At 38.9% G+C, this 22,135-nt stretch carries 19 protein-coding genes and 1 tRNA gene; 6 read left to right on the top strand and 14 right to left on the bottom strand.

Translation table 11 applies throughout. The features are described from left to right. Window positions 1–2: 2 nt before the first annotated feature. From AOM43_RS08875 to AOM43_RS08835, 9 genes are all read right to left on the bottom strand, one after another. On the bottom strand, window positions 3–950 hold the full coding sequence (locus AOM43_RS08875; RefSeq protein ID WP_006342500.1) for a hypothetical protein: 948 nt from the start codon (window positions 948–950) through the stop codon (window positions 3–5). A 104-nt stretch (window positions 951–1,054) separates the two neighbouring features. Next, window positions 1,055–1,264, bottom strand: coding sequence for an alkylphosphonate utilization protein (locus AOM43_RS08870; RefSeq protein WP_006342499.1), 210 nt, complete (start codon window positions 1,262–1,264; stop codon window positions 1,055–1,057). Window positions 1,265–1,480: 216 nt separating this feature from the next. Continuing rightward, complete coding sequence (locus tag AOM43_RS08865) at window positions 1,481–2,446, bottom strand: DUF2156 domain-containing protein (protein WP_006342498.1); 966 nt, start codon at window positions 2,444–2,446, stop codon at window positions 1,481–1,483. A 914-nt stretch (window positions 2,447–3,360) separates the two neighbouring features. Next, complete coding sequence (locus AOM43_RS08860; RefSeq protein ID WP_059359909.1) at window positions 3,361–5,757, bottom strand: hypothetical protein; 2,397 nt, start codon at window positions 5,755–5,757, stop codon at window positions 3,361–3,363. Window positions 5,758–6,073: 316 nt separating this feature from the next. Further along, window positions 6,074–6,532, bottom strand: coding sequence for a hypothetical protein (locus tag AOM43_RS08855; protein WP_006342496.1), 459 nt, complete (start codon window positions 6,530–6,532; stop codon window positions 6,074–6,076). 41 nt (window positions 6,533–6,573) lie between these two features. Then, window positions 6,574–7,476: an NUDIX domain-containing protein gene (locus tag AOM43_RS08850; protein WP_059359907.1), complete on the bottom strand. Its 903-nt coding sequence runs from the start codon at window positions 7,474–7,476 to the stop codon at window positions 6,574–6,576. Between the two features lie 125 nt (window positions 7,477–7,601). Continuing rightward, window positions 7,602–8,375: an SDR family oxidoreductase gene (locus AOM43_RS08845; protein WP_059359905.1), complete on the bottom strand. Its 774-nt coding sequence runs from the start codon at window positions 8,373–8,375 to the stop codon at window positions 7,602–7,604. A gap of 575 nt (window positions 8,376–8,950) precedes the next feature. Next, window positions 8,951–9,199 carry a hypothetical protein gene (locus AOM43_RS08840; protein ID WP_059359903.1) on the bottom strand — a complete coding sequence of 83 codons (249 nt, stop codon included), beginning with the start codon at window positions 9,197–9,199 and terminating at the stop codon, window positions 8,951–8,953. Window positions 9,200–9,273: 74 nt separating this feature from the next. Continuing rightward, a complete protein-coding gene (locus AOM43_RS08835) occupies window positions 9,274–9,618 on the bottom strand; it encodes a hypothetical protein (RefSeq protein WP_059359901.1) in 345 nt (114 codons plus the stop codon). Window positions 9,619–9,742: 124 nt separating this feature from the next. On the opposite strand from AOM43_RS08835, the gene AOM43_RS08830 reads away from it, so the two are divergent. The 3 genes from AOM43_RS08830 to AOM43_RS08820 are packed head-to-tail and all read left to right on the top strand — an operon-like array spanning window position 9,743 to window position 11,573. Continuing rightward, window positions 9,743–10,966, top strand: coding sequence for an AAA family ATPase (locus tag AOM43_RS08830; RefSeq protein ID WP_059359899.1), 1,224 nt, complete (start codon window positions 9,743–9,745; stop codon window positions 10,964–10,966). After that, entirely contained in the window at window positions 10,963–11,226 is a 264-nt protein-coding gene (locus AOM43_RS08825) for an RloB domain-containing protein (protein ID WP_059359897.1), read from the top strand. The genes AOM43_RS08830 and AOM43_RS08825 overlap by 4 nt, the downstream gene beginning before the upstream one ends. Beyond that, window positions 11,157–11,573, top strand: a complete 417-nt coding sequence (locus AOM43_RS08820; protein ID WP_079978254.1) for an RloB family protein — start codon at window positions 11,157–11,159, stop codon at window positions 11,571–11,573. Before AOM43_RS08825 ends, AOM43_RS08820 begins: the two co-directional genes overlap by 70 nt. Window positions 11,574–11,657: 84 nt before the next feature. Here the strand turns inward: AOM43_RS08820 and AOM43_RS08815 are convergent, their stop codons facing one another. From AOM43_RS08815 to AOM43_RS08795, 5 genes are all read right to left on the bottom strand, one after another. Next, window positions 11,658–11,993 (bottom strand): ASCH domain-containing protein, encoded by a 336-nt coding sequence (locus AOM43_RS08815; protein ID WP_161792765.1) that lies wholly within the window; start codon window positions 11,991–11,993, stop codon window positions 11,658–11,660. Between the two features lie 72 nt (window positions 11,994–12,065). Further along, window positions 12,066–12,148: transfer RNA gene (locus AOM43_RS08810), tRNA-Leu, on the bottom strand. Between the two features lie 72 nt (window positions 12,149–12,220). Further along, window positions 12,221–14,731, bottom strand: coding sequence for a bifunctional UDP-N-acetylmuramoyl-tripeptide:D-alanyl-D-alanine ligase/alanine racemase (locus AOM43_RS08805; protein ID WP_013925521.1), 2,511 nt, complete (start codon window positions 14,729–14,731; stop codon window positions 12,221–12,223). Between the two features lie 31 nt (window positions 14,732–14,762). Further along, window positions 14,763–15,854, bottom strand: a complete 1,092-nt coding sequence (locus AOM43_RS08800; RefSeq protein ID WP_013925520.1) for an LptF/LptG family permease — start codon at window positions 15,852–15,854, stop codon at window positions 14,763–14,765. Beyond that, the gene (locus AOM43_RS08795; RefSeq protein WP_013925519.1) at window positions 15,854–16,993 is read right to left on the bottom strand and encodes an LptF/LptG family permease; all 1,140 of its coding nucleotides are present in this window, start codon (window positions 16,991–16,993) and stop codon (window positions 15,854–15,856) included. The genes AOM43_RS08800 and AOM43_RS08795 overlap by 1 nt, the downstream gene beginning before the upstream one ends. A gap of 195 nt (window positions 16,994–17,188) precedes the next feature. On the opposite strand from AOM43_RS08795, the gene AOM43_RS08790 reads away from it, so the two are divergent. The 3 genes from AOM43_RS08790 to ftsH all read left to right on the top strand — a co-directional run bounded on the left by AOM43_RS08790 (window position 17,189) and on the right by ftsH (window position 22,097). Continuing rightward, window positions 17,189–17,542: a DUF4339 domain-containing protein gene (locus AOM43_RS08790; protein WP_226987465.1), complete on the top strand. Its 354-nt coding sequence runs from the start codon at window positions 17,189–17,191 to the stop codon at window positions 17,540–17,542. Window positions 17,543–17,551: 9 nt separating this feature from the next. Then, window positions 17,552–18,832 (top strand): tRNA lysidine(34) synthetase TilS, encoded by a 1,281-nt coding sequence (gene tilS, locus AOM43_RS08785; RefSeq protein ID WP_059359893.1) that lies wholly within the window; start codon window positions 17,552–17,554, stop codon window positions 18,830–18,832. 517 nt (window positions 18,833–19,349) lie between these two features. Further along, on the top strand, window positions 19,350–22,097 hold the full coding sequence (gene ftsH / locus AOM43_RS08780) for an ATP-dependent zinc metalloprotease FtsH (RefSeq protein ID WP_006342484.1): 2,748 nt from the start codon (window positions 19,350–19,352) through the stop codon (window positions 22,095–22,097). Window positions 22,098–22,135: the final 38 nt, after the last annotated feature.

Here is a 22,135-nt window from a genome sequence, read left to right as displayed (position 1 = left end):
ACTTATAGATAGATTAATGTTTCCACATGGCGGGATTGAGGGGAGAAATGCTTGTGCGATTTTAGCAACAAGAAACGTTCACAAAACGCAAGGAGTTCACTCCGTAAGGAAGAGGCCCTCTCTGCCAATTGTTGCTGTTCGTTTTGGTACTGTTTTCGGCCTTCTTCTGTTTCTATGCATAAGGGGGCGTAACCTTCTTCGAGCAAATCATAGGGACTTGCACGCATATCTAATTCTCTGCCTTGAACAGCCAGAAAGAACGTTTTTGCGATGAAATCGGAGCCTATCCAGGGCCATAATTTTGTGGACCATTTGTATAAATCCATATTGGCATGTAAGCAGCCTCCTTGCTCCATTTCTTGCCGGGTTTCAAGTGTTGGATTTAAGGTATTCAGGGGGCGGGCTTCATCTGTGAAAAAGCGGAATGCATCATAATGGGAGCAACAAATTGTTTGACTTTCAACAAAAGTTACGAGTTCTTCTTGAGACAGTCTAAGACGATGTTTTTTATGTCTGATTGTTTCTGGTGATAATTTGTAAACCATGGCCCATTCGTGAAGACCAAAACAGCCAAATCGAGGAGGCTGCTGCAACACTTTTTGACATAAATTTGCCACGAATTTTGCAAGTCCTTTGGTATTTTCGTGGATCCGATTTTGATTGAGGGACAGCACATTGCCATTGAGCTGAAACCAATAATCATTCAACCAAGGATAGTCTTTACGGAAGTTATCTGAAATGGTGAGATCTTCTTCAAAAGAAGGCACCCATTGTTTTAACTTTTGAGGGGAAAAACTGTAATATGTAAATAAAAAGTCATGCACGGCATGTGTGAAACCTAAAGAACGTCGCTTCAGAAAAGAATCTGCGAACGGGCTGATTCGTTCAGCATGCATTCTTGCTCGCTGAGTCCAGCTATCCAGGGAAAGTTGAAAAGGTGAGAGAGTCATACAATCGCTAAATTTATTAAATATCTACGGGTTTCTTACAAAAACGAATGCTTGTGACCAACTAAGCGGGGCTAGTTTTCACAAACATTCTAAAAATGGAGGAATTAAGCTTTCTTTAAAAAGCAGGTTTTTAATACGATGGTATTTCTGCCTTTACCGCATTCTACCTCTTCATCATTGTCAGTTAAGCGAATGTCCTTATAAAGTGTTCCTCTTTTGATGGTCATGGAAGCACCTTTCACTTTTAAATCTTTAATAACAGTAATGTTATCACCATTGTTGAGCTCGGCACCATTGGAGTCTTTAACGCTCATGAAATTCCCCTTTATTAATAGAGTTGTTTTGGATAATGATCGAATGACAGTCTCGCTTATTATATGCTTAGAGATAAAAAAAACGAATGATTTGTTTATAAGTCCTTGAAGTAAAAAGAATCATTTAGGTAGTTTTGCTTTAAAGACATTCTCGTCATTAGAATTTTAGAATAACACGATACCGAACACGTTCTTCAAGGACTACGGCTGCTTTCATCATATAATGGCCTTAAAGACTTTCATTAGCGCTCTTATCTCATTAAAACCGATGTGAGGGCGATGAAATAAAAGGTAAGAAGGGACTATTTTTGGATCATATCTTAACCAATATTCTTTACGTTTTTCAAATTTAAATACTTTGCTAATGACTTTGTACATACCACTTAAGAGATGTGTGGAAACGTAACCTAAACCACTCACTTCTCCCAATAAATTAGCAGGTGCAGTCCCTTTTGATAAAAAGCGACAATTTTCTTTTCTTAAAACATCCAAAACAGAAGTCATTAAAAATTCAGATGTGGCTTGTGGTGCTTCAGGGGAAGTAATTAAGAATTTGAGTAACCAGCCATCGCTAGATTCCACTCGGCTTAACATAATCATTGCTGTGATTTTGTCCCCTTCTTTTGCATAAAACCACCGTTTTCCGATGTAGCTCTCAAAAAAGTTAAGATGTCCCAAATAAATATGAGGGCCTCTTATGGCTTGCTGCCATGCAATTCCAATCTGTTTAAGAGCTTCTTCTATTTTAGCGTCAAAAGGAATATACTCATGGATCATTAACCCACGTTTTGAAGCTTTTTCTACACGATGTCTTAATCTATTGCTGGTTTTACATGGATCAATTTCAGGATCAAAAATAAGCTCGGAACATGCTTCAATTAAAATATTGCAGTAGGAATTTTTGGCCCATTTGGCAAATTTTTCTGATACAATAATGTAAATGACATTCAAATTGGATTTTTGACAATGCTGATGAAAAGCTTCTGCTAGCTTGGCTGTTTCTTCAGGAGGACAGATCGGCTCTCCAAAAACGACAGCGCATCCGTATTCGATACGATAGGCAATGACTCCTTTGCAGGCAGGCACTTGAAAGAAATGGCAGGGGAAATCAAACATCGCTTCGGAAGCAGCTGAACCGTAGCGAATAAATAACTTTTTTTCTTTTTCATCAATTTCGTTCATAAAGTCAATCCTTCAAAGATATTTAGTTAATTCTATTTCGGTTGAGTAGTTCTGTTAATTTAAATTTTAAATAAAGTTAATTAAAGTTCAATATATCTTTAATTATTTGTTGTTTTGTTAATTCAGATAATTCGAACAATTTTGCTGGAAGAAATGAACAATCACATAGGTTGCTGGAAAAATGCGGATGGCATTAGCCTAGCAAGCTAAAAAGTGGGATCTCATTAAAAAGAGTTGATCTATAGTATTGAAAACCAGGCAAATCTGCCTCTTTCTCTAATTAGGCTGATTGTTTAGATGGCAAAAAATAGCCTTCTACGGAAAACCAACTTTTTGACCTATTTTACAAATTGTGCCTCATTGGCTACTTCTATTTAAAAATTTATTTGGAACTGAAAATAAACTGATAAGTTTGTATTGCCCTAAAGATCTTATTTAGTTGGAAGCGGATGCCTGCTAAACAACAGGAATTAGAGAATATGCCTATCCTGAATTGCTAAAGATGCTCGATTCTCAAAAATGTTCCTCAAGAGAAAAAGACGTAAACTACCTTCAAAAAGATTTATTTGAACTGTTTTTCCCATGATTTAACCGAAGCAATGCGCAATGAATTGAGTGAAGAATATGGGAAGGTTACGACGAAGAAGCTTTTCCAACCGCCGAAGGTACAAGGTGATTGTTTTACAATATGAGCCAGAGCCATACAAGCCCCCATTCAGATTCCAAGGAGATAAATTTTATCATACGAATCGGAGGTCGAAATTTTTATAAACTTAATCTTGGTGGAATAATGACTGTGTTTTAGTATAAAGAGATCAAAAAATGTGAGTGTGATTTACAATTTTTTAGCGACAAGGCGAGTCTCCCTAAAGAGACTCGCCTTGTTAAAAACAGGCAATATCTAGAAGAAATGACTAGACTTTCTGTCGCAAGCTAAGAATTGACCAGTAGGTTAGATCTGAGCCTGGTCCCCTCTGAAATCTATCTTTAGGTGGATTTATTTCAAGCGTTTGAATCGGGGAAAAAGGATCAAAAGGTGGATGCATAAGTTCTTCGAGAATGCGTATTTCCTCACTTTTTTTAGGTATAAAAATAAATTCATTTTGCTTTAGGCATGGCTCTGGATCAACAGTTTCCATCATCCATGTTTTATCAGCTGTCATGAGCCATCCACCGGTGTTCATAGATTTTGCAATGTGTGGTAAAAATTGGGAATAAGCCTGCGCTGCAAAAAAAGCAGCCTTCATATAAAATATATCGATGCCTGTTTCTAATAGTCTTTTAAGAGATGCTGGATATAGATCAGGTTTTGTAATATCGGCAGTCATAAATGTAATGCTTCTTGATCTAGGCGAAGTGGCTCCATGGTATTGCCAAGGAAAGTCAATGCGTATTCCATCTTCAATAGAAGAGAGAGCCACTTCATTTACATCGACGCCAAGTCCTGTTAAGTCAGAAAATAATTTCATGGCCAGCTTGTCCATATGGTGCTTGCCTTGACCTAAGTATTGGCTTACACCCCCTCCATATCGTGCTCGTAAGCTAAAAAAACTATGCGTTTTTTCAAGCTGATTGAGTTGGTCTTCAAGCAAAGAATTGCGAGCCTTAAATAGAGCTAATGCAGTCTCAAATTCGGCAAAAGAAACGCGTGTTAGGTCCACAAGAGTTAAATTATAGGCATCGGTGGTGGCAAGGATGCTCATACAATCTCCACCTGAACAACCATACATCACACTTAGATCTTTCCCATCAGGATTTACTGTTTGTCTGAGAGCGCGATAATAAGCATTTAAACTAATATCTATTCCTATATTGATTTGCATCCGAGGGTCTATATCAAGCAAGGACGCATATTTAGCTCGCATTTTTCTTGGGAATTGTGCGATCAAGGTCAAGGCTTCAAACGAATTTTTGTTTTTTAATGTTGGATCTTTAAGTAACTCGTCTAAACGCATTTCTAGCTCCGCATAGGAATGACGATAGGTTTGAGAAGCAATTCCCATTGCTTTGACATATTCATGCGTTTTCTTCCCTATCCCTACACTGTTAAAAATCTCTTGAAAGCCCATGTCTGAAAGAATTGGACTATAGGTTGAAAGTCCCCAGATTTTTTTGAAAGATTTTCTTACCCATTCTTCTGGGCTAGAGAGAATGTGTTCTTTGGCAAATTTGGTTTTGTGAAATGTGTATAATAGACTTTGGTCTTGCGTGTACAGTTTGTTAAGCGTAGGCTTATGATCCTCGGAGACTAACTTGAAAGTAGCTTTCCAATGAACCATAATGTTATTCTCTATGTAATCATCGAGTTCATTTTCAGACAATATGAGAACAGGTGATTTTGGAAGCTGAGCGTAATCTAACAAAACATCCTTATGAAATTGAATGTAACTGGGATCGATCATATATCTTAAATGATCAGGGCCCTTCACTTCTACGACATTATGTGCGGTTGCGAGAGTTACTCTTGGCTCAAGGTCGCTGCGCCCCATAATTCTTGTATTGTATCCGAGTACATTCAGACAAGACTCCAAAACAGTAGCTGCAACAAGCCCGTGATGGTTATATCCAGTGGGATTTCGGAATGTTAGAGGGTTTTTCGGGCAGCTTTTCGCATTTTCTCTAAGATAGATTTTTGTAATTTTTTGAACAAAAGGGATTAATTGTTCCACATTGGACAAAAGATTTTCTCGGAAAGGGCTTTCTTTTCTTTTAAGAGTATGAAAATGAAGGCTTAGTGATTCTCGAATAAAGCTCATCCCCTCTTCTTTGATACTTGAGATACTTTGCCTAGGGATTTTATTTTGAATCTGGTTCTTATAAATAGCTTCAGGGGTATGTATGGCAATCAGAGCATTTTTTAAGGTGAAAATACGTCCTTCAATGGCTGATTTCAGATTACTTGGAAATGGCTTTTGATTTAGTACATCTGCGCAGGCTTCATAGAAGGTTCTCAGATGAGGGCTTGAATCTAGTCTGAACATTTTTTTGATCTCAGCTAGAATTTCGCTGTTTTCAAAGTGCTTAGCAATCAAAGCGCAGTCAATTGAAGCCGACTCGGCCAGTGAAATGAGAGATATTGCGATTTGCCTAAGAAATATTTGATCTTTTATAAATAAACTTAAATCTATTTTTAATTTCGGAGTAAACAATGTTGAGATAGGCATATTATTTCGAATGGTATGAAGTACCTGAGCTCTAACTGAAGATATTTTACGATCAACTTCTTGGCAAATATCGTGATGAGATTGAGATTGACTTGTATTCCAATTTGGTAAAGAACTGCATATATGAATCGTGGGATCAGAAAACATTAGATACTCCTTATTTTAGTGTGAAAAAATAAAGTAAATAATGCATTTGTTCAATCTTAAAATTATTTGAATGATTAATTGTGACGATTTTTAAATAAAGAATTATATTTACTGGCAGAGTAGCAAACAAAAAGGATTTTTAAAGTTCTTTATGTCACACGTCTTTCCATTTTTTGAAAGAGGTGCGACATTTTCTTTTCAAATGTTTTGGTGCAAGTGGATAACTTTTGAGATATTGTGTAGTTATGTCTATTCATGGTGGATTTCATCCACGTTTATGGCGAGTCTGTAGTTTTAAAATGATGAAAATAAACTCTTATTTAACATTTTTTTTGACATAGCCATCAGCAAGGCCTGGAGCAGAACCCCACCAAGGTGCACCGCTAAAGAAAACTGCATCGCCATGATAGAAAACACGTGTGTAAGGATCAACAACATCATTATTTTCTAAAATCATTTGATAACCTTTAACAAAGAAGAAATAGGTAATGGAAGGATCTGCTTCCGCAATCTTTTTTGCCTGAAAAACTGTGATATTTTTAGCGCGCCCAATCACATTATTCCAATCCGCATGTTTATATTGGGCCACATCTTGGATAAATTCCCATCGGGTATCAGTTTCACCGTCTTCATCATCAACAACAATTTCAGGAATGTCATTTAAGATCGTCCCTTCAATGTAAGTTCCGCAATCTTGAATCCAACTGTCGCTTTGAGCAGGGGTTATATTGATCAGTAAGATTCCCATCAGCAATGTAAAAAATAATTTTTGCATAAACCCTCTTATTTGATTTTTGTATGACTAGATGAAAAAAACTAAGTTTTTTGAAATAAAATAGCTGGTTTACCAGATCCCCAATAAGCAGGAGCGGCACCCCAGCCTTGATTTTTTTCTAGGCATTCTTTTGCGATGCTTACGACTTGTTGAAGAATCAGTGGTCTTAATTCATGCTTCACAGGCAGTTCTCCTTTTAAAAAATCGTTGACGGATAGCCATGCTACATCTTTAATGTCTTTCTCTTTAGGTTTAATATCGCCAGGATGATTGCTTATACCCGCATAGACAAAATTATAGTCGGGTTTATTCCCACGAAAATTCCTTGTAGATATAGTAGAGACTAGATGGAGATGTTCAAGGGATATTTCCAAATTCGTTTCTTCTAGAACATCGCGAACTGCGGCCTCAAGAGGTGTTTCTTTCTCTTCTTCGACGCTACCCGTAGGAGCTTTCCAGTCTATATAAGGGCCACTCATTTCTTTAATAGCCAAGAACTCTGTCAAATCTTTATTGAAAATGACAGTGGTGACACCAATCGACATTGTTTTATAACGAGGGTAAGTGCATTCATTTTCTTGATGTCCTAAGCACCGTTTTAAAAAAAGATTCTTCCCTTCGCTGTGGTGTAATTCAAAGTCATTATTCACCATCCATTTATAAAGGCGATTTTGCTTTTGAGAAATTTTAACGATTAGATGTTGATAATTTGTTTGATTTTCGAGGAATTCAGAAAAAATGGTCTGCACAGTTTGCTGAAGCTGTTTTTCATTTGTTTCAGGCTTGCCGGATAAATCGATTATGCAATTGTTAAACGGATCTTTCGCTGTGCTCTTTTCAAATAGCTCTCTAATAGTCTTGTGATAAGGAATGATAGAATTTGTGCCTGAATCAGAGGCTTGTCTTTGGGGTGAAGATGTACTTAGTTGGAGTGATGAAGTCATAAAATTCCTCTGTTATTTTTTAATAAAAATATCTTTTCTCCAATTTGAAGTACATAAAAAGTATATCAGGTGCTAGCGAGGAGGTATTGTTAGCTTTTGCATGCTAGAATGAATTTTCAGTTTTTTCATGAGTTTTTACCTTGTATACTTTTTTGTTTCTGGAACCAGGTTTTAAAATCAGTAGAACCAAGACGTGGATTTTTGCTGCTAGGAGTGAGACTATTCTCTTTCAATTCCATTCCAAAATAACGTGCCTGAGCATCGGGGACAACTGTGCGCGGATCTTGAGTCTCTTTCAGGTACTGCCCCACTATTTCTGGAAAAAGGAAACATTCAGGGCCTGCGATTTCAATGATCCCGTTAATAGGAGCTTCTGATATAACACGGAGTATTGCCTCGGCTACATCCTCTGCAGCAATTGGTTGAAGGAAAGCCGTAGCTGGTAAATGAATCACTTCTCCAACCGTGCTTGCTTGAGCGATGCTTCCTAAAAATTCAAAAAACTGAGTAGCCCTAATGATTGTGTAGGGAATATTGGATGCTTTGATCAGATTTTCCTGAGCAATTTTTGCGCGAAAATACCCACTTTCGGTAAGAAGATCTGTTCCGACAACTGAAAGAGCTATATGATACCTTACGCCAGCTACTTTCTCTGCAGCAAGAAGGTTACGGCTTGAAGTCTCAAAAAAATCTAAAACGGCTTTGTCTTCAAATGATGGTGAATTTGCAACATCAACAACAATATCTGCTCCCTTAAGCGCTCCGGAAAGGCCTTCACCAGTCGTGGCATTAATACCTTTAGACGGTGATGCAGCTATTACTTCATGCTTAAGATTTCTCAGCTTGCTTACAAGCTTTGACCCTATGAGCCCAGTTCCACCAATTACAACGATTTTCATTCCAACCCTCCTTTTATTTAGTCCTGCCTCATTTGGACACTAACAATATCGACATTATTTTATCTTTCATTTTTTCAAAATTTTTTGATGAGTTGTCCGGGATTTGGGGATGAAAATTTTTATAAGACGGGGAGTCTTAATTCATTTAAACAAAATTAAGATTCCGATATCATTCACATGTGAATTTGAACAGTTTTTGTACCTCGCTTCCCATAGAAAAAAATGTTGGTTTGCTAGAATCGTCTGAGAGAATAAGCGAGATCTATGAATTAGAACCATGGAATCTTAATTGCTGATGAGCGAAGTAAAGAATCTATGATCTATTAGCGGGCTGTTTAGCTAGATTTTAAGACGTTTTCTTTCTTTTTCTTACTCCCTTCATATAAATAGAACGACAAAGTCAACAACAGAGGGCGCCAAGAGAGGAGAGTCGTCGAAAATGTTTATTCATTTTTTGATGAAATTACTTGAGACTTGTGAAGCATGAATGTTAACCGACTTTGACAAGTCGATCACCCTCTCTTGTCAAATCGTTCGCTTGCATCAATAAATCTGTAACTGCCGCAGGAACATTTTTATAATTTGGCAACCTGTAGCTTTCCCCTAAATTCTTTTGGGATCACTGATTTGATCTTGCAAGTGTAAGGTGATGTCAAAATAATAAGATCCCATCCACTCCATAAAATGATTCGTCCCGTACGATGAGCTTGGTTGCAGAGATCTACAAGGCAAGGAGGATAATTCATCCCTTCGGGAAGATCTAAAAATTGGAAACCAAGCAGCAAGTCTTTCATTTTCGTTAAAGACGGTACTAAAATGAACATAACGCTGAAGCCTAAAGATTCTTCTAAATTTAAAATCTGTTGAGTTTGACTGGAGTTCCATCCATAAGAGTGTTCTATCTCCTGTAAACAAGGTAATTATTATTGAAATAGATAGATTCAACATAGAGTGGTGTTACAACTGGCTTCTCGCAGAAAAGCGGGCCAGGGTTTAAATCAATACGTTCAATAGCAACATCATCTCGTCTTTTTATATGCACATTATTTCGATGCCAAGTTATATGATCAAATCTGGCGGTATATAAACCTGTATCGCAATTATAATGATCTATTGGTGCTTTTGCAGGATATGTAAAATGATAAGAAAATTCGTGCTTTTTTGTATTAAAACTTAGCATCCCAAGAACATAAGTTTTATTTGACACCGTTACAATTAATTTTATAGCCTCTGGCTTTGCCATTTTCCCCCAAAGGTTAAATTTTTTCCTATGCTACTAATGCAGGTAAATTGATAAAATTTCTAGGCATTTTGCAGAAAATATGCAAAAATAAGGAAAACACAAGAATTATACAGGAGAAAATCCCTTGTTATTGCAATTTTCTGTCAAAAACTTTCGATCTTTTGAGAGTGAAGAGGTCTTAAATTTGTCCGCAGGAAAAGGGTCTGAGTTGCGTGATTCAAATACATTTGAATTTTCTCAAAATCAGCGCCTTGTTTGTTCTGCTGTGATTTATGGGCCGAATGCTGGCGGTAAAAGCAATTTGATTCGAGCAATTTTTTTTCTGCAGCAGTTTGTTCTTGCATCTTCCACGGCCTATCAAGAAAAGCAAAAAATTCCCCTGCAGCCGTTTCGACTCAATGCAAAATCTCAAAATGAACCGAGCGAGTTTTCTATCGATTTCGTTTGTAATGATACTCGGTTCACTTATCATGTGGCTCTTACCGAAGATCAGATCATAAGTGAAGAGCTTTATGCATACCCTAAAAAGTATCGACAGACATGGTTTACCAGAAAATGGAATGCATCTTCAAAAGCATATGAGTGGTATCATGGGCCAAGCTTTAAGGGGGAGCATAAAGTTTGGGAACAGATGACGCGTGCAAACGCTTTATATCTTTCCACAGCAGTGCAATTTAATAGCGAGCAGCTAAAACCCATCTTTCTTTGGTTTAGAGATCAGCTTGTTATTTTGTTAAAAAATGGCCCGGCGCAAGAAATTTATTTTAATCCTGATCTAACTTTTCAGTTTTTAAAAGACCCTAAAACGGAGCCTTGGATCCATAAATTCATGGAGTGTGCAGATATTGGGATTGAGAATTTCCACTTAATTGAAGAAGAAGTTCCTCCTATAAAAAAAGTGGCTGTAAGAACACAGCATAAAATGCTTGATTCTGATCAAAAAGTGTTGTTTGACTTATTCTTGGATGAATCTGATGGAACGCAAAGACTTTTTTCGCAAGCGGGAGGGTGGCTGAAAGCCTTACGTGAAGGTTTAGTGCTTTTTGTTGACGAACTCGATCTCCATCTCCATCCTAATATTGTGAAATATTTGATAGAGCTTTTTCATAATCCTAAAACAAATCCTAAGAATGCTCAACTTATTTTCACCACTCATGACACCTCTTTGTTAGATAGTGATTTATTTAGAAGGGATCAGGTTTGGTTTGTGCAAAAAGATGAGCAACATGGATCACGTCTCTATTCTCTTTTGGATTTTAAACCGCGCAAGGGGGAAGCAATTGGAAAAGGTTATCTACAAGATCGCTACGGTGCGCTTCCATACATAGGAAAATTTCTTTTTTCATGATCAAAAGAATTTCCATACGTTCCTATAGGCATGCAAATCCTCTGTATTCACCCCTTGATTTAGTGGTATGCGAAGGAGAAACAGAAGTCGATTATCTCTCTGAGCTTGCAAGAAGTTTGCGCATTCGTGTTCATATCATTAAAGGAGAGGGAACCGATCCAAGAAGTATTATTAATACTGCTAAAACGAAATCAATAGGGATGAATATGATAGGATATATTGTGTTTTCGACCGTGACAATGATCTCTCTGCTTTTTTAAACGGAATTGAACTTTGCAAACGCAAAAACTTTGTTCCAATTATCTGCAATCCCTGTTTTGAGTTATGGCCCTATCTTCACTTCCAGCTGCGTGAATCAGGATTTGGGAGCCCTCAGCAGATGTTAAAATCTTTAAAAAAAATACCCCAATTCGCTGATTATGAAAAAGATGGTGTTCAGATCTTCAATTCGACCAACCATCTTATCAATACCGCATGCAAAAATGCTTCTAAATTATCTTTAAAACAGTTTGATGATCCAAAAGAGGACCCTTTTACAAACATGCACGAGCTCATTGCTCGCTTTATCGATCTAAAGACAGCACAGAATTTTCTAGAAAAAATTTGATGATAAACAAAGTAGTCTCGGATGATAAATCCTCTATTGGTGGGCCCAATTTATGGTGCCGATTTTGACTGCAGAGTGCCTCTTTTATACAGGTTTAATAAATAAGCCCAAGAAACCGTACTGTCTGATTTTTTCTTCGGGAGTCCATTCATAGTAAATGTTTAATCCCTCTTCAATCGATTTGACGCCAGGCAAGGCTTTCTCTAGGGTTACATCTTCAAGATATTGCTCAATTGTGCTATATTCCCGGATCTCTGTCACATTTGCCACAAAGCTTTCTTTGCCATTGCTGAATTTGATTTGATCGCCTACCTTAATTTTTTTATACGTATGGGTGCTTTTTCTTCCCTCCACAGGCTTAATGCCTTGACGGATATAAGAAAACCAAGGATCGTCGCAATGAATGTTAAAAATAGCCATGTATCCAACTTCAAAAAAGGTTAAAATAAAAAAACCGAATGTTTCGTGATTCACAAAACATTCGGTTATCATTGCCGGCGACCGGACTCGAACCAGCACCTTGTTGCCAAGAGTAGATTTTGAGTCTACCGCGTCTACCATTTCGCCACGCCGGCTGATAGAATGATCCATTCTATCTGTTCTCTTCAAAAAGAAGCAATAGAAAAGTAATGGAATCAGCCACTAAGTCACGATTCTTCATAAATGAAAATGCGCGGGATGCGCGGTCCAATGCATGTGACTAACTCATGTACAATCGATTCTCCTTGCATGGCGAGATCTTCTGGAGAAAGGAAATTTCGATGCTCATCTTCTCCAAATATCAAAACGGTATCTCCAACTTGCGCGGTTGGAATATCTGTAATATCTATCATCATAAAGTCCATACAAATATTGCCGATCATGGGCGCTTTTTGACCATGCACGAGCACCCATCCCTTACCGCTATAGTGGCGGTGTAAGCCATCAAAATAACCAATGGGAAGTACCGCAATGCGTTGAAGGGGTTTTTCAACTGTATAATTTCGACCATAACTGATTGTCTCTCCTTGCTTACACACGTTGATGCCGACAATGCGGGAAAGAAGAGAGAGGGCTAATTTGAGTTTAAGCGAATCCCGTACGATTGGCGATGAGAAGAGTCCGTAGACAGCTAATCCAATGCGAACCATATTATATTGGGGAAGATGGAAACGTGTCGCGGCGCTAGAATTTGCAGCATGTTTCCAGGGAATCGAAATACCGAGTGCTTGGATCTCAGCTACAGCTGCATCAAATTTATTGATTTGTTGATGGGTAAAAGGATCCTGCTCTAGATCTTCTGCGCAGGCAAAATGAGTCATGACGCCTTCTAACTTAAGAAAAGGGGCTTCTTGAATCATTTGTGCCAGAGGCAACGCTTCTTCAGGTCGACAGCCAAAACGGCTCATCCCTGTATCAATATGTAAATGCACTTTAATTTCTTTTTGCTGTATAGAAGCTTCTTTGGCTAATGCTTGAATAAAGGCTTGGTCGCCGACCCCAACTTCAATTTCCCACCTGAGAATTTTAGTGATTTCTGCAGGTGTTGCCGAAAGTGCGAATATGGCTTGCTTGACGCCTGCTCTTTTTAATGCAATTCCCTCGTCCACGTAGGAAACGCCTAAAATATCAATCTGACAGGATGCTAAAAACTTTGCGATTTGAATGTCTTCTGTTCCATAAGCAAGGGCCTTTACCATGACCATCAAACGCGTTTGAGAAGGTAACTTTTGTCTGATGAGATTCAAATTGGATTCTATGGTTGCTAGATTAATGACACTTTGATTTGTGCAAATACTGTCGTTGTAGGTTTCGGTGAGAAAATCTAGAGGGACTTTTTGAGCACCTTTAATTAGCACAACTTGTCGAGGATCTTCTACCTCGCGCAAATGGCGAAGGGCGTGTGCGATTGTTGGATAGAACGAGATTGTGGTATGGGGAAGAAGTTTTGAAACTAAAGATTGAAAATCAGATAGAGGGCCAATGAGCATGAGATGTTGAATGTGGGATTGTGCAATAGCCAAGCCAATTCTGCGGTATTCATTCTCTCGCTGATCGCTAATTCCTTTAAGCCCTCCAAAAATCAACGTCTTTTTTTCATTAGAGGCTAAGTATTGGAGGCGAGTCAAAGCTTGGTCCATCGATTGCGGATCTGAGCTATAAGGGTCATTGATAAACAACATCCCCGTAGGAGCTTTCCAAATTTCTGTACGCATTGGCTCAAATTGGTACGTCTGCAAAACTTCGCTGATTGTGTGAGATGGAAGGTCGAATAGCCAGGCAGATTTGCAGGCTGTATTGATCAAATCGAGGGAATAAGAAAATCCTTTCGTCATTTCTCCTTGAAATAAGTATTGATCAGGAAAGTGGACGGAATAGGGGAGCGTCATTTGGGGAGTGGTAGAGGCAGAAATGGCATGAGGAAGGCGTGAATCAGGTTGAGTCCAAAATAAGCAGCGCGATGTCCGTTCTTGAAGATGGGGGCCAAACAAAGGTGTCGAAGGAATCAATGCCCAATTATCTTTTTTTAAAGGTTGCAACAGCTTAACCATTTCCAACGCGGTCGTTTCTAAACTTCCTAATGTGTGCAGATGTTTAGCTCCAATCGATGTCAAAATCACATGTTCTGGCATAATGATATCTGCAAGAACTTCCATCTCTCCAGGTTCTGAAAAAGCCGCTTCGACTAAGGCAATTTCATGGGAATCTTTAATTTTAAACAGGCTTAAGGGCACGCCGATTTGGCTATTAAAGCTTTCTGGAGAGGCCATGACTTTGTATCGTTTGGCGAGCATGGTCTCCAGCAAGTCTTTTAGCATAGTTTTTCCATACGAACCTCCAATTGCCACTACTTTACATTGTGTTCTTTCCTGTCGATAAGCTTTTGCTAATGCTTGAAAAGCTTTTAAGGGATCATTGACCCGTAGCAAGATGATATCTTTGAGAGGATAGGGAGGTTGCCAATCTTGATGGACTAAAGCATATTTTGCCCCTGACTTAGCGGCTTCCGCCACGAAGGCATGTCCGTCATGGGCTTGTCCCTTTAGGGCAACGAAGAGAGTGCTTGGGGAAAAAATGCGGCGAGAATCAATGGAGATGTGTTTGATAACAGCCGGAGAATGAGCATCTCCGCCAGCTTGTGCAAAAAAAGGCCATGAGCGTAAATCAAAGCATTCCATGTGGTTCTCTCGAAGGAATTAAACGACTTTTCTAAAGCTTAACAAATCGATAGAAAAAAAATGCAAAAAAAATGGAGAAAGGCATCCAGATAGCCCAAATCGGATCTAAAACTTGTCGTTTTGCTAAAATAAGTGCGGCATCCATGGTTAAATAAAAGGTAATAAGTCCAAAAATGCTGCAGGCATAAATCATAAAAACAGGGAGCCCGCGTGAAAATCGCACACAAAAGGGGGCAGGTGCGATGACTGCAAATAGGCACAGCCAGGGGAGTGCCATTTTATGGTAAAAATGGGAGACCACCTGGGCCTCTTTTTCATGACTAATTCGATTATTATGAGGAAGTTGTTGGACAAGATCCGTTAAGGATTGTTCTTCGGGAAGTGATAAAGTTTCCTGCAACTTTTTCTGGTTAAAATAAATTTGAGGAAACTCTTTTTCTACAAAAGAGGCGCTTTCGACAAGTTCATCATTTTGGTTGCGTGTTAAATGGTGAACATAGCGACCCAAGGGCACTTCTAAATGGGGGAAAAGGTATTTAATTCGAAAAATATCGTCGGCCGATTTAATCCAATAAGAATCAAAAAAGAATTGACGTTCTTCGTCATAATATTGAAAAAGAATTTGGGTTTGATCGTCTAAAATAATGTGTTGGACAAATCCTCTGTTTTCCAATTTATTTTTTAGGGAAGTGTGACGGTCATGGATTTGTTTCAGCCCTTTTTGAGCTTTGGGAAGTAAAAATTCCGCATTGCCATACATGAGAACAGTAAAAAACAGGCCAATGATAATAAATGGGCGAAGCAGGGATTTCAAGCTCATTCCACTAGCCATTAAAGCCACGAGCTCATTATTTGTAGATAATGAACAAAGCGTTTTGATCGTTGCAAGCATTAAGGCAAACGGAAGAATGACATCTAATCGGCGGATCAGTTCATAGAAGTAATAAGAAAAAATTTCGCTCCACTGAAAATGAGTGCTAAATTGTGTCGTGTGACTGGAAAAGTCAATGAGGACATAGAGGCCATAAAAACTTCCAATAAACACACAAAATAATTTGACTACTTCACGAAAGAAATAACGTTCCCAAATGGATTGGAAAGGAATTTTAGATTTCATATACATTATTCAATTCCTCTCGAAACACGGTATAGAATAAAGCTTGAAATGCCCAAAATCAGCAGATGGGGGATTAAGTAAAGTAGTGTAGCCGAAAATAAATGATGCTCAATGCCTTTAGCAGTGAAATAAGAGATTAAATAAAAAACGGCTAAAGCAATCACGAAAACAACGCCCTTATTTGAGCGATGGCGGCTGATGTTCATCCCAAATGCACATCCCATTAGCGTGAAGCTAAATACTGCGATTGCAAGTGAAAAGCGGCGAATGATTTCTGCGTAGGAGCGGTTTTGCTGTTTTTGCAATTGTTTCATTTCTTCACGTAAAAGATCAGGCTGGCGGAGGTGCAGTGCCTGTTCTTTCATCCGATAAATTAGCAGTGATAGCTTAAGATGGTCATTGCTTAAGGAAAAAACATTGCGTTGAAAAATAAGGGAAAAATCCTGGATGGGTGTCATGGTCTTTTCCAAATTTTCAACGACAAAATGATCAAAACTCTCCCCATTTTCCACGGGTAAAGTGGTCATATTGGTCACGCTATTGCCTATAAAAAGGACGGAATCCGCATGTAAAGATTTGGCTATCATCAATTGAATGCGATTGTTTTGTTTGCTTGGCATTGCAAAAAGCGCATTTTTAGCAAATTCTCCCACGCGTGAATTGCCCATCGCATGAAAATAGGCTCCTTTCACACGCATTAAATGCTTATTATTGAGCAGAAGCAGCGGATTAATAGAGCGGAGTTCTTTTTTTAAAAGACTCGCTTGTAAATGGGAATTTGTGGCTAATTCAGAGACAATATAAAAATTCAAAAGAGCAATAAAGGCTGCTGCGATTAAAATGGGATATAAAATATCTCGAATAGCCCAGCCCGAAGCCCTCAGGGCGGTTAATTCATGAGTCTGAGATAATCTTTGGATCAAAAGTAAAGATGCAATCAGGCTGGAAATGGGGATCACTATGGGTAAAATATAAGGAATTTGAGAGACGATAAACCAGATAATGTGAGACCCGGCCGCTCCCAAAGCTGCAAAATGCGCAATTTCATCAAACCGCGTGGTTAACAAAATTGCTACAAATGCCACTGTACTTAAAGACAAAACTTGAAAGTATTGTAAAAGTAAATATCGCCAGATCAGAAGCATTGCCTTGGACTTTCTCCTTAAAGACGGGTTTATATGAAAATAGAAATGAATGACTCGTTTTTAGGGTTTTAAGATACAATAATCAAGTAATTTGCTACAATGTGTTTACGTTCTGTTTGATTTCTTGGATAATAAAACCTATAGACTAATTTGATGCACGTTGATGAAAAAGCGGACTATTCCAACGAGGGTTTTGTGAACAAAAACGATCAAACACGCCAAGAATGGTGGATTAAATTAAATGAAGTCTCAGAAGGTCCCTTTTCGATCAATCAGCTTAGATATGATCCGCGAGTGACTCCGGATACCTTAGTTTGGAAAAAAGGTTTTGAAAAGTGGATTCCCATCCGTGAGGTTAAAGAGTTAAAGGATTTGTTCGTTGATTCTGAAGAACAAGACTTACCCCTGAACCTTAAGCGCAATCTGGGCTCTCGTGGAAATAACGAGCTCGTTATTGATACACAGAAAGACCCTTTTGATTTTTTCTATTGGTTAATTCTTGCCGTCATCATTATCAGTTATGTTTTATATCAATTGTACTGGATTTAGTGAAGCTGAATGGAAGAAATTGTTCTCCGCTTTCTTAAGATGCGTTGTGATGAGGCCCGCCCAATCTTGGTAGGATTATCGGGAGGGCCAGATTCTATTGCTCTTTTATATCTTCTTTTAAAATGTGCCAAAATGATCCCTCTCAAGCTTGGTATTGCGCATATTGATCACCGATGGCGTCAAGAGAGTGAAAAAGAAGCGGAGACCTTAAAAACTTTAGCGGAATCTCTCCATATTCCATTTCACTTAAAGGTTTTGGATCCAACATCCATGCACGGCAATTTAGAAGCTGCATGCCGAGATTTGCGTTATCAGTTTTTTGCCGAAGTGGCCGCAATCTATGATTATCAAGCTGTTGTTTTAGGGCATCATCAAGATGATCAAGCTGAGACTATCTTAAAAAGAATCCTAGAAGGTGCTTCTTTAGTTAAATTGCGTGGGATTGCAGAAACGAAGCAGCAGGGGGGGCTTGCGATTTGGCGTCCATTGCTTGAAGTTGATAAGGCTAAGATTTTAAGCTGGCTTTCTAAGCACGACATCCCTTTTTTCAACGACAGTACGAACCTTGATCCGAAATTTCTACGTGGAAAAATGCGTTCTCGCATGATGCCTTATCTGGCTAAAGAATTTGGCAAAGAAATTAAGTCGGCCTTGCTTTATTTGGGAAAAGAATCGGAAGAATTGGAGCACTTTTTTCAAACTCATTTGCAACCCTATTTTGAAAAGATTTTGCGAACTCCAATAGGGGTGTGGGTTGATTTATCCCAAAAACAGCCCGGGACTTCTTTTGAGCTGAAACAACTTTTACGCTATGTTTTGAGCGAAGAGGGAATTAGCTTTTCTCGATCCCAAATGGACGTTGCTGTGAAATGCATTCGAGAAAAACGAGCTAACTGCTGCATTGAAGCAGGGGATCACGAAGTTCAATTCGATCGCGGTAACATTTTTATTGGCAAAAAGCTTTGGGCTGATTGGAAGGTTGCCTATGAATTTGTGGAGTCTGATGAAAAAGACTTGAAGCTACCAACTTGGCGGGATGTCTGGCAGGGGCATTTTTTTGCAATTATACCTTGGAGTGACGATTGTAAGGTCGATTTGCCGGTAACTGGAACTGCAAATTGGCTGGATAAGTGGTGGACAAACCATAAGGTTCCCGCTTTTATGCGCTGGAAAATTCCTGTTGTTTGGCAAAACAATCGCATCGTTTATGAGTTTCTTTCTGGAAAAATGAATACGAATCATGATAAAATGAGGAAATGGGCGAAGGTGACTCTGGAATATTCCATATAGATAGTCACTCCCTTTTCTTAAATGTCTAGAAAGATTGAAAAACCATTTTCAGATTCATTTTTTTCATTTAAAAAGGTTATGAGTTGGCTATTGAAAGCGAATGAGTTATGTGATAACCTGAGCTAGCGGGAGAATGTGCCGCTTTATCCATAAGATCTTCGATAGAATCATCGAAAATGTTCAGTAAAAATCGAAGACTAAAGAAATTCATGATATATAAATATCTGAAAGGCATTCTGTTAAGACTGAAAGTTAAGGTGACAAATATAAATCTTTAACATTATTTTTTGTGGAATGCTTTTCAAGAAAGCTGGAATAGAGTAATTGAAAGTTTAGATAGGCTTTTCTTAAATGTGCACATCATTTGGTGTAATCAAAAAAGAACGGCATGAAATCTCAAACTTGAGGTGTCTTTTTAGCGAACTTCAGGTTCTTAGGGTGTCTGGGGGAGAATCATCTGAGCTCTGGTACCGCTTGAAAAGTATCGTTTACAATTTTCCATTTATCTAAGGTGAATATGAGCGACGACAATAAACAAGACTTTAAGAAAAATTTTCCAAACGGATTTATTTGGTTTCTGATGGCCGCATTTTTGCTTGCCTTGATGGTCCAAAATTTAATCGACACGAGATTTGCAAAAGTTTCGTTTAATTATCAACTCGAACATCTTGCTAATCTAGATCTTATTCAACCTGAGGACAACCGCAAAACTGCCGTTGATAATTTGGTCACATTTAGTGGCAAATTCCGAGATCGGCTGACAGAAGAAGGTAAGCGACGCTATAAATTCCTGGAGCTACTCAACACAAACCATGAACTTGAGGCTGAAAAAGAGCACTCAGATGGTGAATTGGTAACCTTGGCCGAGAAAGCCGTGGATGCTTCAGAGTCATTTTTGACATTGAGTGGAATTCCACTTCCCAAAGATGGCTATATCGTTGTAGATGACATGTATCATACACAGGATAAGGATAATAGTATTATTGTTCGCGCCCTAACTCATAAGGGGGGACAAAGCCTACCCAAATTAGAAGCGCAGCTTGCGGACTTGAAAAAGAATCCAAGTGATGCAGAGCTTAAACTGTTTGGTCAAACCTTAGCAGATTTCGTGCGCAGTTTCCGATCTCCAACTTTGGGAATTGGTAACGAAACACTAAAACAAACTTTGAGACAAATTGATTTAGATCTGAATCAAATCAATCAATCAAAAGAAATTTCAGCGAGTGTTGTAACGCAGTATGAATCTTTCTTAAGTCAACTGCAAGGAATTGTGACTAAGCTGGATCACATGCAAGATAATTCTCGTCTTTCAGACTTAAGGGCGATTAGAAATTATAACATCGCTTTAGGGGATTATAACACCCTAATGAAAAAATTAGATGAGAATCAGGCTCAATTAGACAAAGCGCGCCAAGCCGTTTCGCATGTGATATGGTTCTTTAATAACAAGGAGCTATCGACTAAATCCTTGGAAAAACAAGATCCAGAATTATTCCATCAGTGGTTCATTAATGCGAAAGAAGAGTGGAATAATTTTTCTCATAACCGTGGCGGTGTATTTAAAGCTCCTGATCAACCTTTAAATACAGTTTTGGAAAAAACCTTCCGCAGTGAAGAGCCTACGCCAAATTATTTGAGCTACTTGTTTACACTTTTACCTGTATTGCTGGTTGTGTTTCTTCTTTATTTCATCTTCTCCCGCCAAATGAAAGGGATGGGAACTAATGCGATGAATTTTGGAAAATCTCCTGCAAAACTAATGGCAAAAGGATCTCACAAAGTAACATTCAAAGATGTTGCCGGGATCGATGAAGCTTTGGAAGAGCTACAAGAAATCGTCGAATTCTTACGCAGCCCACAAAAATTTACAGCACTAGGTGGGCATATTCCTAAAGGTGTTCTATGTATTGGACCACCGGGAACCGGGAAAACTCTCATAGCCAAAGCTGTGGCAGGTGAAGCTGATCGCCCCTTCTTCTCAATCTCTGGTTCAGACTTTGTGGAGATGTTTGTTGGAGTGGGAGCAAGCCGTATTCGCGACATGTTCGATCAGGCTAAAAAAAGCTCTCCTTGTATTATCTTTATCGATGAGATCGATGCTGTGGGAAGACACCGCGGTGCCGGTATTGGTGGCGGACATGACGAAAGAGAGCAGACCTTAAACCAGCTCTTAGTTGAGATGGATGGTTTTGATACCAATGATGGTGTGATTCTAATGGCTGCGACCAACCGTCCGGATGTACTTGACAAAGCTTTACTGCGTCCGGGTCGTTTTGACCGTCGAGTTGTCATTAATCTCCCAGATATTAAAGGGCGCTATGACATCTTGAAAGTGCATGCGAAGAAAATTAAAATGGATACATCAGTCGACCTGATGATGATTGCAAGAAGTACACCAGGTGCCTCAGGTGCTGATTTAGCAAACTTGCTAAATGAAGCAGCATTACTGGCAGCTCGTCGAGGAAGGACTGCTGTGACAGCTCAAGAGACTGTTGAAGCACGCGATAAAGTTCTTTATGGAAAAGAAAGACGCAATCTTGAATTGGATGAAAATGAACGTAAGTCGACTGCTTATCATGAATCAGGCCACGCCGTTGTTGGTGTGACAGTTGAGCATGCTGATCCAGTAGATAAAGTGACCATTATTCCAAGAGGCTATTCCTTGGGCGCGACCATGTTCCTTCCTAAAAAGAATCGGACGAGCTATTGGAAGAAAGAGCTCATTGATCAGCTTGCTGTTCTCATGGGTGGGCGTTGTGCCGAAGAGATCTTCTTAGAAGATTTATCAAGCGGTGCTCGTCAAGACATTGAACGTGCGACTCAGCTTGCGCGTAGCATGGTTTGTGAATTTGGAATGAGTGAAAAGCTTGGTTCTGTTGCTTATGATGACAAAGGGGAAAGTAGTTCTTACTTTGGAGCAGGGCATTTTGAGAAAAAATATTCTGAAGAAACCGCTCGTCTCATCGATGCCGAAGTGAAACGTATTCTGGACGAAGCAAATGAACGTGCGAAAACAATCATTTTGCAGCATAAAGATGAAATCGAACTCATGGCTGAGATGCTTATGGAATTTGAAACATTAGATAGTGAAGATGTGGGTGAAATTCTGAGTAATAAATGGGATATTGAGGAAAAGAGAAAGCGTTTAAAACGTGCAGATGAGTTGCACAAAAAGCTAGGCTCAGTGCCTCCTCCTGTTCCTTCAGATTCAGACGATGCTTCCTCACCGATGCAACCGACCTCTTCAACGATGTCACCGGCTTAAATGTAAAAGGGGAGTTTTTTAAACTCCCCTTTAAAACA

Source organism: Parachlamydia acanthamoebae, from assembly GCF_000875975.1.
GTDB lineage: Bacteria > Chlamydiota > Chlamydiia > Chlamydiales > Parachlamydiaceae > Parachlamydia > Parachlamydia acanthamoebae.
Note: the sequence above shows the minus strand (reverse complement) of the source record. Positions and strands in the feature narration are given on the sequence as shown.

What these genes read in the sequence shown, in the direction of transcription:
- AOM43_RS08805 (WP_013925521.1), bottom strand. Translation starts at nt 14,731, where the DNA reads ATGGAATGCTTTGATTTACGCTCATGGCCTTTTTTTGCACAAGCTGGC.
- AOM43_RS08860 (WP_059359909.1), bottom strand. Translation starts at nt 5,757, where the DNA reads ATGTTTTCTGATCCCACGATTCATATATGCAGTTCTTTACCAAATTGG.
- AOM43_RS08850 (WP_059359907.1), bottom strand. Translation starts at nt 7,476, where the DNA reads ATGACTTCATCACTCCAACTAAGTACATCTTCACCCCAAAGACAAGCC.
- AOM43_RS08825 (WP_059359897.1), top strand. Translation starts at nt 10,963, where the DNA reads ATGATCAAAAGAATTTCCATACGTTCCTATAGGCATGCAAATCCTCTG.
- tilS (WP_059359893.1), top strand. Translation starts at nt 17,552, where the DNA reads ATGGAAGAAATTGTTCTCCGCTTTCTTAAGATGCGTTGTGATGAGGCC.
- AOM43_RS08870 (WP_006342499.1), bottom strand. Translation starts at nt 1,264, where the DNA reads ATGAGCGTTAAAGACTCCAATGGTGCCGAGCTCAACAATGGTGATAAC.
- AOM43_RS08865 (WP_006342498.1), bottom strand. Translation starts at nt 2,446, where the DNA reads ATGAACGAAATTGATGAAAAAGAAAAAAAGTTATTTATTCGCTACGGT.
- AOM43_RS08795 (WP_013925519.1), bottom strand. Translation starts at nt 16,993, where the DNA reads ATGCTTCTGATCTGGCGATATTTACTTTTACAATACTTTCAAGTTTTG.
- AOM43_RS08875 (WP_006342500.1), bottom strand. Translation starts at nt 950, where the DNA reads ATGACTCTCTCACCTTTTCAACTTTCCCTGGATAGCTGGACTCAGCGA.
- AOM43_RS08800 (WP_013925520.1), bottom strand. Translation starts at nt 15,854, where the DNA reads ATGTATATGAAATCTAAAATTCCTTTCCAATCCATTTGGGAACGTTAT.
- AOM43_RS08815 (WP_161792765.1), bottom strand. Translation starts at nt 11,993, where the DNA reads ATGGCTATTTTTAACATTCATTGCGACGATCCTTGGTTTTCTTATATC.
- AOM43_RS08855 (WP_006342496.1), bottom strand. Translation starts at nt 6,532, where the DNA reads ATGCAAAAATTATTTTTTACATTGCTGATGGGAATCTTACTGATCAAT.
- AOM43_RS08845 (WP_059359905.1), bottom strand. Translation starts at nt 8,375, where the DNA reads ATGAAAATCGTTGTAATTGGTGGAACTGGGCTCATAGGGTCAAAGCTT.
- ftsH (WP_006342484.1), top strand. Translation starts at nt 19,350, where the DNA reads ATGAGCGACGACAATAAACAAGACTTTAAGAAAAATTTTCCAAACGGA.
- AOM43_RS08835 (WP_059359901.1), bottom strand. Translation starts at nt 9,618, where the DNA reads ATGGCAAAGCCAGAGGCTATAAAATTAATTGTAACGGTGTCAAATAAA.
- AOM43_RS08840 (WP_059359903.1), bottom strand. Translation starts at nt 9,199, where the DNA reads ATGTTCATTTTAGTACCGTCTTTAACGAAAATGAAAGACTTGCTGCTT.